The 12,553-nt window shown below is 47.3% G+C and carries 10 protein-coding genes; 9 read left to right on the top strand and 1 reads right to left on the bottom strand.

Going from position 1 to position 12,553, the window contains the following annotated elements; all coding sequences use genetic code 11:
• Nucleotides 1–11 precede the first annotated feature (11 nt).
• The 4 genes from G414_RS0101135 (at nucleotide 12) to G414_RS0101120 (ending at nucleotide 5,122) form a co-directional block, all read left to right on the top strand.
• Nucleotides 12–2,267 (top strand): glycoside hydrolase family 65 protein, encoded by a 2,256-nt coding sequence (locus tag G414_RS0101135; RefSeq protein WP_022791029.1) that lies wholly within the window; start codon nucleotides 12–14, stop codon nucleotides 2,265–2,267.
• A 20-nt stretch (nucleotides 2,268–2,287) separates the two neighbouring features.
• Nucleotides 2,288–3,328, top strand: a complete 1,041-nt coding sequence (locus G414_RS0101130) for an aldose epimerase family protein (RefSeq protein WP_022791028.1) — start codon at nucleotides 2,288–2,290, stop codon at nucleotides 3,326–3,328.
• Complete coding sequence (gene pgmB / locus G414_RS0101125; protein WP_022791027.1) at nucleotides 3,315–3,980, top strand: beta-phosphoglucomutase; 666 nt, start codon at nucleotides 3,315–3,317, stop codon at nucleotides 3,978–3,980. Before G414_RS0101130 ends, pgmB begins: the two co-directional genes overlap by 14 nt.
• Nucleotides 3,981–4,243: 263 nt before the next feature.
• Nucleotides 4,244–5,122: a phosphate ABC transporter substrate-binding protein gene (locus G414_RS0101120; protein WP_022791026.1), complete on the top strand. Its 879-nt coding sequence runs from the start codon at nucleotides 4,244–4,246 to the stop codon at nucleotides 5,120–5,122.
• Between the two features lie 36 nt (nucleotides 5,123–5,158).
• Here the strand turns inward: G414_RS0101120 and G414_RS0101115 are convergent, their stop codons facing one another.
• Nucleotides 5,159–6,598 carry an amidase family protein gene (locus G414_RS0101115; protein WP_022791025.1) on the bottom strand — a complete coding sequence of 480 codons (1,440 nt, stop codon included), beginning with the start codon at nucleotides 6,596–6,598 and terminating at the stop codon, nucleotides 5,159–5,161.
• 177 nt (nucleotides 6,599–6,775) lie between these two features.
• On the opposite strand from G414_RS0101115, the gene G414_RS0101110 reads away from it, so the two are divergent.
• The 5 genes from G414_RS0101110 to aroA all read left to right on the top strand — a co-directional run bounded on the left by G414_RS0101110 (nucleotide 6,776) and on the right by aroA (nucleotide 12,549).
• Nucleotides 6,776–7,753 carry an NAD(P)-dependent oxidoreductase gene (locus G414_RS0101110; RefSeq protein ID WP_022791024.1) on the top strand — a complete coding sequence of 326 codons (978 nt, stop codon included), beginning with the start codon at nucleotides 6,776–6,778 and terminating at the stop codon, nucleotides 7,751–7,753.
• Nucleotides 7,754–7,910: 157 nt separating this feature from the next.
• Nucleotides 7,911–8,924, top strand: a complete 1,014-nt coding sequence (gene aroF / locus G414_RS0101105) for a 3-deoxy-7-phosphoheptulonate synthase (protein ID WP_022791023.1) — start codon at nucleotides 7,911–7,913, stop codon at nucleotides 8,922–8,924.
• Nucleotides 8,917–10,014 carry a 3-dehydroquinate synthase gene (aroB, locus tag G414_RS0101100; RefSeq protein ID WP_022791022.1) on the top strand — a complete coding sequence of 366 codons (1,098 nt, stop codon included), beginning with the start codon at nucleotides 8,917–8,919 and terminating at the stop codon, nucleotides 10,012–10,014. Before aroF ends, aroB begins: the two co-directional genes overlap by 8 nt.
• A gap of 17 nt (nucleotides 10,015–10,031) precedes the next feature.
• Complete coding sequence (gene aroC, locus G414_RS0101095; protein WP_022791021.1) at nucleotides 10,032–11,207, top strand: chorismate synthase; 1,176 nt, start codon at nucleotides 10,032–10,034, stop codon at nucleotides 11,205–11,207.
• Between the two features lie 22 nt (nucleotides 11,208–11,229).
• Nucleotides 11,230–12,549 carry a 3-phosphoshikimate 1-carboxyvinyltransferase gene (gene aroA / locus G414_RS0101090; RefSeq protein WP_155971911.1) on the top strand — a complete coding sequence of 440 codons (1,320 nt, stop codon included), beginning with the start codon at nucleotides 11,230–11,232 and terminating at the stop codon, nucleotides 12,547–12,549.
• The last annotated feature ends 4 nt before the right edge of the window (nucleotides 12,550–12,553 follow it).

Below are 12,553 nucleotides of genomic sequence, written 5' to 3'. Positions count from 1 at the left end.
AGGAGAGAATCATGCAACGAGTTTTTGAAGTTGATCCCTGGCAGGTTACGACCCACGAATTAAATCCAGAAAATAAGCGCTTGCAAGAGTCAATGACGAGTTTGGGTAATGAATATATGGGGATGCGGGGTATGTTTGAAGAACAGTACTCTGGCGATACCCACCAGGGAATTTATATTGGTGGTGTTTGGTTCCCAGACAAAACCCGAGTTGGTTGGTGGAAAAATGGGTATCCCTTGTATTTTGGTAAGGCCATTAATGCGCTCAACTATCTTAAAGCGGATATCTACGTCGATGGGCAGCAGGTAGATCTTGCTAAAAATGAGGTCCAGGACTTTACCTTATCCCTGGATATGCAAAAGGGTGTTCTAAAGCGTTCCTTTACCGTCTTTGGTGTTCACTTTGACATTACCCGTTTTGTTTCAGCAGCCCAAAAGGAATTAGCCGATGTTCACTATACTTTGACCTCAAGGGACGGGAAGCTCCATCACGTTCGCTATGATGCAAGTATTGATGCAGCGGTTAAAAATGAAGATGCTAATTATGAAGAAAGCTTTTGGCAGGTTTTAGACCGTCAAAATGGTGAGCTTGCTTCTTATCTGGTTTCACAAACGATTGAAAACCCCTTTGGGGTACCTCAGTTTACAGTTGCAGCCTGGCAAAGCTTTGTTGGTGGCCAACGGATTAAACAGACGAGCAGCGACCAAGCGGTGACCGACCAGTTTGAGCTCACTGTGCCCGAAACGGGTTCAACTAGTTTTGAAAAGCGGGTCATTGTGACGACTTCACGTGACTATGCGGATCAGGCTAGCCTTGTGCAGGCGGGTGATGAGTTGACAACTACCTTGGCAGGCCAAGACTACCACAGTCTTTATCAGGCTCACATTGACGAATGGGCCCGGCGTTGGCAAAAGGGAGATGTCGTTATTGAGGGAGATCCAGAAGCCCAACAGGGAATTCGCTTTAATCTCTTCCAACTATTTTCCACCTATTATGGAAATGACCCTCGGTTAAACATTGGACCCAAAGGCTTTACTGGTGAAAAGTATGGTGGGGCCACTTACTGGGATACAGAGGCCTTTGCCATCCCAGTTTACCTAGGGGTGGCTGAGCCTGAGGTAACGAAGGCCCTCTTACAATATCGTTTTGACCAATTACCTGGTGCCTTTCACAATGCCCAGGAACAAGGCCTCAAAGGGGCTCTTTACCCAATGGTGACCTTTGACGGAATTGAATCGCATAATGAATGGGAAATCACTTTTGAAGAAATTCATCGTAATGCCACGATTGCATATGCCATTTACAACTACACCCGGATGACTGGTGATCGGTCCTGGCTAGAAGGTGATGGTGCGCAGGTCCTTTACAATATTGCGCGTTTCTGGGCGGACCGGGTCCACTATTCGGCGCGTAAGGGTCAGTATATGATTCATGGGGTGACCGGACCGAATGAGTATGAGAATAATGTCAATAATAACTTTTACACGAACTACATGGCCCGTTGGGTGCTGCAATATAGTATTGACCAGTATCCTACGATTGATGCTGAGCAAAAGGCTAAGTTAGGCATTACTGATGAAGAATTGGCCCACTGGCAGGAGATTGCCGATAAGATGTACTTGCCAAAGGCTGAGGTAACCCTAAATGGGCAGCCAACGGAAATCTTTGAGCAACATGACACCTTCTTGGACAAAGATTTGACTCCAGTTGCTGACTTAGATCCTGCTAACTTACCTTTGAACCAACACTGGTCATGGGATCGTATCTTACGGTCACCATATATTAAGCAATCGGATACCTTACATGCCATCTTCTACTTTCCAGATGCCTTTACCGAAGAAGAAAAGGCAAATAACTTTGACTTTTATGAGCCACTAACGGTCCATGAATCATCCTTATCGCCATCGGTCCATGCCATCTTAGCAGCGGACCTTCACCGGGAAGAAAAGGCCGTTGAGATGTATCAACGGGCGGCCCGTTTAGACTTAGACAATTATAATAATGATACCGAAGATGGCCTCCACATTACGGCGATGACGGGGTCCTGGTTAGCGATTGTCCAAGGTTTTGCTGGCATGCGGGTACGTGATGGCCACCTTCATTTAGCACCTTTCCTACCTAAGGAATGGACTAAGTACAGTTTCCGGCTAGTTTTCCGTGGCCGGGTCTTAGAAGTTTCGGTTGATCAGACTGGTACTAAAGTTGCCCTCATTTCTGGAGAGCCATTGACCATCGATTTGGATGGACAAGATCTCCATTTGGCCTAAGTAGCGGGGAGGTTAGGGCGATGACAGTGAAACGAACAGTCTTTGGTCGCCTAGCAACGGGTGAGCCAGTTTATCGGTACCTGTTACAAAACCGGCGCGGTAGTCAGGTCGCAGTCCTTTCATATGGTGCAACCTGGCAGTCTTTTATTCCTAATGGCAAAATTGGGCGTGATATTGTGGTGCACTATGATGATTTAGCGGCCTACTTAAACAATCCCCTCCATTTAGGAAATACAATTGGTCCTGTGGGGGGACGTTTGTCGGCTAACACTTATCAACTTGAACCAGGGCAGTCATTTAGGCTAAGTCCCAATGAGGGCGACCATGTGCTGCATTCCGGCCAGAATGGCTTTGATTTAGTTAATTGGTCGGCCATGGTTGAAGAAGGAACCGGTTTTGACCAGGTTAGGTTTACCCATCATTTTAATAATGAATTTCCGGGTGTTTTGACGGTCACAGTCACTTATCAATTGGATGATCAAGGTCAGGTAACGATTTCCTTTACCGGTCGAACCACTGCTACGACCTTGTTTAACCCCATGACCCATGTTTATTTTAATCTTTCAGGTCAGGACCAAACTATACAACCAGCAGAGTTAAGGTTAGCGGCTGACCAACGGCTCATCGTGGACGGGGCTAAGTTACCAACTGGAAAACTGATGAAGACGGCTGGTTCAGCTTACGATTTTAGTCATTTCAGGTCTTTGGGAACGGCCCTAGCAGAACTGCCGCAGCACCAACTGGATGATGCCTGGTTACTAAAGCCAAGGATTCGCAATGAACCAGTAGTAGCCTTACAGGATCCTAGGACTAAACAGCGCTTAACTATTCAATCCGATCGTAATGGTGTGGTGGTGTTCACAGTGAATCCTGCTGCCTTACAGCATGATGCTGCTTGGGAGGCTAGTCAGCCACCGACTGCCGTTGCCATTGAATTACAAACCCTACCTGATGCGATTAATCACCAGGAATTTGGCGATATTTTACTCTTGAAGGGCCAAGAAAAAAACTATACTGTTCATTATCAAGTAGACGAGGTAAACATAAATGAATCAATTTAATCAAATTAAGGGCTTTGCCTTTGACCTAGATGGGGTGGTTACAGATACTGCACGTTTTCATAGTCAAGCCTGGCATGCACTAGCTGATCAAGTGGGGACGCCTTGGACTGAGGAATTAGCCCAACAATTAAAGGGCATATCACGGATGGATTCTTTGGAGATGATTTTAGCAGCCGGGCATCACCAGGATGACTACACCCAAACAGAAAAAGAAGCGCTTGCTGAGCAAAAGAATGTGGCCTATCAAGACTTAATTAAAACGTTGACGCCCGCCGACATTTTACCAGGGATGGCAGACTTTATTAAGTCTTTGCAGGCAGCCGGCTATCGTTTGGCAGTAGCTTCTGCCTCAAAGAATGCGCCTTTTATTTTGGAACAACTTAAGTTACGTGACTATTTCGATTTTATCGTTGACCCTAGTTTGTTGGCCCATGGTAAGCCTGATCCTGAAATTTTTGAACGAGCTGCCCAGGGGATTGACTTACCAGTTAGCGCGGTCTTAGCCTTGGAGGATTCCGTAGCGGGTATTCAGGCCATTAATGCTGCTGGCGAGATATCTTTGGGAATTGGGGATGGTCTCGACCAGGCCCAACTTTGCTTTCCAGATACGCAAGCCGTGACGCTTGCAGCCATTAAAGCCGCGTTAAGCTAAGTCCTTAATCTGTGATAGTAAAATAGGCTTTACGTTATCTAACGTGAAGCCTATTTGTGTTTTTTGTAAGGATCGTAAGGATAAGGGCTACAAAAGCGTGACAAAGGCTTACCTGACCTTTACGCTATCGCGACATTACTCCCTTATACTAAGAGTTGTCAGGTAGCTTGGTACCGCAATTCTTCTTCTACAAAGGACTTTCAGCCAATGTCGAGCCCTGACATCATGTTGTTTATTTTAGTTAGTTAAAAAGGAGTGGGAGCATGAATAAGAAGGGTGCAGTTGTTGGTGGTGCGCTGGTATTAAGTTTAGCGGTAGGTGGCTTGATGTTTATGAACGTAGAGGCTGCTGATGAGCAGATAACGGCGGTCGGTTCGACAGCATTACAACCATTAGCACAAAAAGGAGCGGAACGTTTTCAAAAAGAGAACCCTAAGATAACGGTTACTGTTCAAGGTGGTGGTTCCGGAGCTGGGTTAAGTCAAGTTGGCAAGGGCAAGGTGACCATTGGTAATTCAGATATTTTTGCTAGTCAAAAAAAGGGGGTTGATGCTAGCACATTGAAAGACCACAAGGTAGCCGTCGTTGGCATTACACCAGTCGTCAATAAGGATGTCAACGTCAACGATTTAAGTATGACTGAGCTAAAGGACATTTTTACTGGCAAGATCACTAACTGGCAGGCGGTGGGTGGCAAGGATGAAAAGATTGTCCTGATTAACCGTGCCCAGGGGTCAGGGACTCGTTTCACATTTGAACAAGAAGTGTTGGATGGCAAAACTGCTAAAACAGCTCAAGAACAAGATGATAGTGGCGCAGTGCAAAAGATTGTTAAGCAGACCCCTGGCGCCATTTCTTACCTGGCCTTTTCTTATACTGATGGGCAGGCTGCTCAGGGGTTAAAGACGGTGAACGTTGATGGGGTTACCCCCAATGATAAGCATGTGGCGACAAACAAGTGGAAGATTTGGGCCTACGAACACATGTATACAACTAAGAAGCCCGATCAAGCAACTAAAAAATTTGTTAAGTTCATGACCTCTAAGAAGGTAGAAAAAGATACAAAGAAGTTAGGATATGTGCCGATGTCTGATATGAAGGTTGAAAAGAATGACCAAGGTGATGTGAAAAACTTGAAGTAAGTCAAACAAAAAAACAGCCCTTAGGCTGTTTTTTTGTTATTGGTAGGCTGATGGCAACACAAATAATTCTCGGTCTTCGATGGCTTGGCCTAATACAAACAGTAGATCTTCCCTTCCTAAGGGGGCCATCAATTGACAACCAAGTGGCAGTCCTGTTTTTGTTAAATGGGTGGGGAGACTAATAGCAGGCAAGCCAGTTAAGTTAGCTAGTTGGGTGAAAGGCGTAAGAGCCAGCCCCTCAGCAAACATATCCCAAGTTAATTGTGCTAACTGAGAAGTGTTTAGGTCGGCTGCCGCTTGCATTTGTGTTAATTGACCTGGATTTTGAAAGGATTGCGTGACTTTTGGCGCATGATCAGCCGTGCTAGGCGTTAAAAGTAGGTCATAGGCTTTAAAAAATTCTGCCATCTGAGCTGCTGCTTGATCCCATAAGTTAAGGGCAGCTACGTAGGTGCGGCCAGGTAAGTGCCGACCATATTGGTACAAGGTCCAGGTTAAGGGCTCGACCTCATCTGGTTGAATGGGGCGGTCCCGATAGTTAGCAATTTGAGTTAGCATGGCATCTGTTTCGACAGCATTCATGGCATAATAACTTTCCATTAAGGGCTGTCCAGCACAGGGCCAGTTAACAGGGCTAACCTGATGGCCCATTTTTTCCAGTTCGCTGACAAGGTCCAAGACGGCTGCTTTTGCTTCTTGACTAACCGGGGTTTGGACAGGTGAGTCGACAATAAAGCCTATTTTTAAGGGCCGTGCGTTAGTTTTGGCTGTCGTTTGGCTAGTTAAGGGTGGTTGGTAAGGAGCGGGGGTCGAGCCGGTCTGCTTTAAGGCCTTAAAGAGAAGTTTGGTGTCACGCATGGAAACCGTTAAACCAAAGTTAATGGCCGCCCCCTGCCAGTTACGCCAATCACTCGGTCCGGTTGGCATGGTACCTCGTGATGGTTTAAGACCGATGAGCCCACAAAAAGAGGCTGGGATACGGATTGACCCGCCACCATCACTAGCGGTCGCTAGGGGAACGATGCCTGCTGCCACCGCCGCTGCAGCACCACCACTAGAGCCGCCAGAGAAGTAGGCTGGATTCCAGGGGTTGCGAGTTGGACCATAGAGAGCTGAGTTGGTAATATTGGTAAACCCAAATTCAGGGCTGTTAGTTTGGCCGACAACCTGCATCCCCGCGGCTTCTAATTTAGTGATGAAGTAATCACTTTGTTGGGCGATGTTATCTGCTAATAATCGACTCGCACTGGTGCTAGGCCAACCCGCTTTAGCTTGACCGAGGGCCTTAGTGAGCACGGGATAGCCAAAAAAGGGAGCGGTCGGCTCTAGGGTAGATCGATAAGTATCAGGTTGCCAGTTAACCACGGCATTTAAATTAGCATGCTCAAGGATTCGTTGGTTAACTTGGGTTAACCAGCTGGTCCAATCTAGGCGGTGCTGACGAACATCAGCCAAAAGAGCAGTTAAATCTTGCATCAGGAATACCTCGCTAAAAAGTGATTGAAAAAAGGAAGAACACTACCTAAAGTATACCAGCTTGATAACGAAAAACGGTGGCTGTTCGTAAATTATGAAAGCGTTATAATAAGGAGTGAGGTATCAGTGCTCCAAAGGCCGAGTTATATGGAGTGGGACCACCAAGGAGGAAAGATAATGACCAAAATTTTTATTACGGCAAAAATGCCGGCAGTGGTAACGGATAACTTAAAGGCACACTTATTAGCCCAGAATCCGCAGATTGAGTTGGAAAGTTATCAGGGAACCGGGTTAATTAGCCAAAGTGAACTGAAACAGGAATTAACGGATACTGACTATGCCATCACGACCCTTTCTACGCAGGTAGGGGCAGATGTGTTAGCCCAGGCCCAGCGATTAAAACTGATTGCCAACTTTGGGGCCGGATTTAATAATATCGATGTGCAGGCGGCTAAAAAAGCTGGCATCATCGTCACCAATACGCCTGGTGTGTCAACAACTTCAGTAGCTGAAGTGACCTTGGGCACGTACTTAGCCCTTTATCACCGCATTGTGGAAGGTGATGCACTAATGCGGACGACCGGTTTTGCAGGCTGGCAGCCAACCTTCTTTTTGGGTCATGACTTAAAGAATAAGACAGTCGGCATTGTCGGTATGGGGCATATCGGCCAGGCAGTGGCAGAACGGGCCCGTGCCTTTGGCATGCATATTCTTTATACGCAGCATCATCAATTGTCCGCGGATAGAGAAAGAACCCTGGATGCCACCTTTGTACCCTTTGAAAAATTAATCCAAGCCAGTGATATTGTGAGTCTGCACGCGCCCTTAACTGCTGACAATCATCACCTAGTTGATGCAAACGTGCTGGCCCAAATGTCAAAGCAGGCCGTGATTGTTAATATGGCTCGTGGTCCCTTAATTGATGAGCAGGCCCTGGTCGACGCGTTACAAGCTAAAAAGATTGCGGGGGCGGCTTTAGATGTATACGAATTTGAGCCACAAGTGAATGCCCAGTTAAAGACAATGTCTAATGTAGTGTTAACGCCCCACCTTGGCAATGCTACTGTAGAAGCCCGCGACGCGATGGGGATGATTGTGGCTGAAAACGTCATGTTGGCTTATCAAGGAAAACAACCAAAATTTCAGGTTAATTAGTACTGAAGCTGGTTCTTTTTAAAAGAACCAGCTTTTTTATGAGTACTTTCCTAAATCGTGCTTTTTAAGCTAAAATTTGCCATAATGGGAGATACTGAGCTGTGAACCAGCACCAACTAGTTAGTTGGCGCTAGAAAAGAAAAGGAGGGTCAGGTTTATGATTATTCAGGCACCAGATGCACCAAAAGCCCAGCAATTGGCCCAGCAATTGGCCCGGCAATTGGATCCAAAAGACCCCTTACACCCCGTTTATGTGCAAGCGGATCGACTCGCGTTAGCTGGTATTAAAGAGTTACCAGCTAAGTCATTGGCCTTGCTTCAACAAGCAGGGGCTACTATTTTAGATAAAAGACAGACAGCCGTCCGTGCTTCACGTTTATTGCATCCCCAAAACACGGTCATTAAAACGCCGCATAGTGAAATTGGCGGGCCAGACCTGACCTTAATGGCTGGTCCGGACGCGATTGAAAGTCCAGAGCATGTTTTAGCTATGGGACAAGCAGCTAAAGCAGCAGGCGCCACGATCTTGCGCGGAGGTGCCTTTAAACCCAGAACATCTCCCTATAGCTATCAGGGAAGTGGTGAGGCTGGGTTAAAAGCATTACGAATGGCTGCCGACCAATTAGAGATGGACGTTGTTACTGAAATTATGGATTCGGCTGATTTAGCATTAATCGATCCATATACCGATATCTTTCAAGTTGGCACCCGAAATATGCAGAATTTTGCCTTGCTCAAAGCACTGGGTCGGCAAACAAAGCCCGTTTTGCTTAAACGGGGTATGTCCGCCAGTATTGATGATTTTCTAAATGCTGCCGAATACATTTTAGCGGGTGGTAACCAGGCAGTTATCTTAATGGAAAGGGGTATTCGAACCTTTGACCATCACTATACCCGAAACACTTTTGACGTAGGCGCTATTCCGGTCTTAAAGCGGTTAACACATTTACCTATTTTGGCAGATAGTTCCCATGCGACAGGTGACCGACGGCTTGTTACCCCAGTTGCTTTGGCCGCGGTGGCGGCTGGTGCTCAAGGACTAATGACGGAGTTGCATGATCATCCTGCCAACGCTTTGGTAGATGGGGCTCAGGCAATTACCCCTGCAACATACCAAACGTTAACCCGTCAGGCAGTAGCTATTCACCAGGTGGTAGAACAAGATGACTAAACTTACGATACAATTGCCTGCTAAGGCTTATGATTTGGTATTTGATGCAGTGGGGATGGCCAATCTAGGTGCTTATGTGGCCGGAGTTTGGTCACCTCGCCAGGTCGCAGTGATTACGGATACCAACGTAGGTCCCTTGTACGCTCAAATGGTTAAATCGAGTCTGCTAACAGCTGGGTTTAATGTGATAGTACTTACATTGCCGGCTGGCGAAGGAACCAAGTCACTGACGACACTAGGACAAGTTAGTCAGACCTTAGCCCAGCATGGCTTTACGCGTGCGGACGGTATAGTTGCCTTGGGCGGTGGTGTGATTGGCGATTTAGCTGGTCTGGTAGCAGCGCTTTATATGCGGGGCATTAGTTTCATTCAAGTGCCCACTTCTCTAACGGCGCAAGTCGATGCGTCTGTGGGCGGAAAGACAGCAGTGAATTTGACTCAGACAAAAAATGTCTTAGGGGCCTTTTACCAACCTGATTTTGTTTTAATCGACCCCACTTTTTTGGACACGCTTACTGACCGTGATTTGGTGGAAGGGTATGGAGAAGTGGTTAAAGTATCGGCCCTAGCAGGCGGAGATTTTTTTGATCAAACTGGTAAGATTCAAACAGTAGCTGACCTGCGCCAACAGGCAGCAGCTTTGACGGTGGCTAGTATTGGCTATAAGGCAGAGGTGGTAATGGCGGATGAAAAAGAGGCCGGCCGACGTCAAGTCCTTAATTTCGGTCATACCATTGGGCATGCGATTGAACTAGAGGCAAAAGGAAAACTACGCCATGGTGAAGCGGTTGCTGTTGGTATGGTTGCGATTACCCGCTATTTTGAACACGTGGGGATCAGTGCCCCGGGGTTAACGGAAGCTTTAGCAGAACGGTTAATGGCGGTTGGTTTACCGCTTAGATCATCCTTAATGGGAAAACCCGCTTTTTTTGATCATTTAGTCAATGATAAAAAACAACGGGGCGGTAAAATCAATTTAGTTGCCTTGTCCAAGCCAGGGCAGCCTCGAATTTTGACAAAGGAGCTTACTGCTTTCCCTAATATAATTAAAACGATTCAGACCTTGGAGGGAGGAGCAACAGCGGAGTAAGCTGTTCAAAACAAGTAATGCGGTATACAACAGCAGGTGAAAGCCATGGACCAGAAGAGATTGCAATTATTGAAGGGATTCCAGCTGGGCTGACCTTACGACAAGCAGATATTGATAGCGAATTAGCCCGCCGGCAAAAGGCTTATGGACGAGGTGCACGTCAGCAAATTGAACATGATCAGGTAACCTTTTTAGCTGGGGTCCGGCATCAAAAGACACTGGGCTCACCAATTGCCTTGAATGTGCATAATCGGGACCACCAAAATTGGCATACCATTATGGCAGCAAATACGCCAGCAACAGCTGAGAATACCCTCCGTAAGGTTATTCGTCCAAGACCAGGGCATGCAGATTTAGTTGGTGGCATCAAGTACCGCCACCGGGACTTGCGCAATGTCTTAGAACGTTCGTCAGCTCGGGAAACCACGATGCGGGTGGCTGTGGGCGCCGTTGCTAAGCGGTTGCTGGCAACCATTGGCGTTGATGTGCATGGCTTTGTGGTAAATATTGGCCCAGCCAAAAGTGATTTAAGTCAGTTAACTCAATATGCTGATTTAGACGCTTTGCGCCAGGTGACGGAGCACTTTCCGACGCGGGCCTTAGATGCTGTAGCTGATGCAGCGATGCGGCAAGTGATTGATGAAACCAAGCAAGCTGGTAATACGGTCGGTGGTCAGGTTCAGGTAATGGCGACTGGTTTACCTGTCGGACTAGGGTCGTATGTGTCAGCAGATGAAAAACTGGATGCCAAAATTGCGCGAGCAATTGTTGGTATTAACGCCTTTAAGGGGGTCCAGTTTGGCGGTGGCTTTGATACAGCCGAGAAATATGGTGCTGACCTGATGGATGAAATTTATTGGTCAGCTGAACGTGGCTTTTATCGCGGGAGTAACCATTTAGGGGGCTTTGAAGGCGGTATGACCACCGGGGAACCAATCGTGGTCCGTGCTGTGGTCAAGCCGATTCCGACCCTTTATCGGCCTATGCAGTCCGTGGATATTACGACCCATCAGGATCATCGGGCAGCAATTGAGCGGTCTGATACTACAGCCGTCGTAGCCGCTGCCGTGATAGCAGAAGCAATGGTGGCTATTGAACTAGCTAAGGCGGTCCTAGACAAATTTGATGCTGATAATATTGACCGGATGCAAGAGCAGGTAGCGGCCTATCGAGCGGAAGTGCGGCATTTTTAAAGGTAGTTAGGAGGAAGCTATGATGACAGCCATTGCCTTACCCCAACGGAAGGGACAACAGGGTTTAGTAGGTACTTTACACGTACCAGGTGACAAATCACTTTCGCACCGGGCTTTAATGCTTGGTGCCTTAGCAGTGGGCGACACGGTCATTGACCGCTGCCTTTTAGCAGATGATGTCTTACACACCCGCTCAGCACTGACGCAGCTAGGGACTGAAATTGATGTTAATCCCGACCAACAAACGGTGGTTGTGCATGGACGGGGACGTTTTACCTTTGCGCCAACAGTAAAACCAATCGATCTAGGTAATGCTGGTACGGCGACCCGTTTGTTACTGGGGATGCTCAGTCGTCAACCTTATCCGCTTACCATACATGGGGATGCCTCCTTAAGCCAACGCCCCTTGATGCGGGTCTGTGATCCCTTGCAACAGATGGGAGCAACTATTGACTTGCGAGCCGACAATTACTTACCGGCATCCATTCATGCAAATTCAAGCTTAAAGGGCATCACCTACCAACTGCCAGTTGCTTCTGCCCAAGTTAAATCTGCCATTCTTTTGGCAGGTTTACAGGCCCAAGGAGCAACAAGCATCATTGAACCTGTGCCCACTCGGGACCACACTGAACGTCTTTTGCGGGCCTTCGGTGCGGACGTTGAACGGCACGGGAAGGTCATCACCCTGCAGCCCGGCTCTCTACTTGAGGGCCAGAGTATTCATATACCAGGTGACTTATCTAGTGCTGCCTTTTTCATTGTGGCGGCCTTAATTATTCCTGGCTCGCATCTTGTATTACCAGCGGTTGGCGTTAATCCAACGCGAACTGGACTTTTGACTATTTTAGAGCAAATGGGGGCCAAAATTGGTCTGAGTCAGTTGGAGACCCTAAATGGCGAGCCACGAGCGAGCTTGACGATTAAAAGCCAGTCGTTAAAGGGAATTACGATTGCCGGTGCTCAAGTAGCATTAGCGATTGATGAACTGCCGATTATTGCGCTTGCAGCCACCCAGGCCAAAGGGGAAACGATAATTCGAGATGCTCAGGAATTGAGGTTCAAGGAGACTGATCGTATTAAGACGGTTGTTCAGGAATTAAAAAAATTTGGGGTGCACATTGAAGAAAAATCAGATGGCATGGTCATTAAAGGACAACAGGAGTTAATGGCCCCACCAGCAGATACGGTCTTAGATTCACATGGCGATCATCGACTGGGCATGATGCTAGCGGTAGCGGCTCTTTTAACGGGGGGAAAGGTATTGCTAAAGCAAGCTGAAGCAATTGGTATTTCCTACCCGACGTTTTTAGCTGACTTACAGTCCTTATTGAAGAGCCAGTAAGGAG

It is taken from the genome of Weissella halotolerans DSM 20190 (genome assembly GCF_000420365.1).
GTDB lineage: Bacteria > Bacillota > Bacilli > Lactobacillales > Lactobacillaceae > Weissella > Weissella halotolerans.
This window is presented reverse-complemented; position numbering and strand designations above follow the sequence as displayed.

Excerpts from the sequence above, each read along its gene's own strand:
- aroA (WP_155971911.1), top strand. The coding sequence starts at position 11,230 with ATGACAGCCATTGCCTTACCCCAACGGAAGGGACAACAGGGTTTAGTA.
- G414_RS0101110 (WP_022791024.1), top strand. The coding sequence starts at position 6,776 with ATGACCAAAATTTTTATTACGGCAAAAATGCCGGCAGTGGTAACGGAT.
- G414_RS0101130 (WP_022791028.1), top strand. The coding sequence starts at position 2,288 with ATGACAGTGAAACGAACAGTCTTTGGTCGCCTAGCAACGGGTGAGCCA.
- G414_RS0101120 (WP_022791026.1), top strand. The coding sequence starts at position 4,244 with ATGAATAAGAAGGGTGCAGTTGTTGGTGGTGCGCTGGTATTAAGTTTA.
- aroF (WP_022791023.1), top strand. The coding sequence starts at position 7,911 with ATGATTATTCAGGCACCAGATGCACCAAAAGCCCAGCAATTGGCCCAG.
- G414_RS0101115 (WP_022791025.1), bottom strand. The coding sequence starts at position 6,598 with ATGCAAGATTTAACTGCTCTTTTGGCTGATGTTCGTCAGCACCGCCTA.
- G414_RS0101135 (WP_022791029.1), top strand. The coding sequence starts at position 12 with ATGCAACGAGTTTTTGAAGTTGATCCCTGGCAGGTTACGACCCACGAA.
- aroC (WP_022791021.1), top strand. The coding sequence starts at position 10,032 with ATGCGGTATACAACAGCAGGTGAAAGCCATGGACCAGAAGAGATTGCA.
- aroB (WP_022791022.1), top strand. The coding sequence starts at position 8,917 with ATGACTAAACTTACGATACAATTGCCTGCTAAGGCTTATGATTTGGTA.
- pgmB (WP_022791027.1), top strand. The coding sequence starts at position 3,315 with ATGAATCAATTTAATCAAATTAAGGGCTTTGCCTTTGACCTAGATGGG.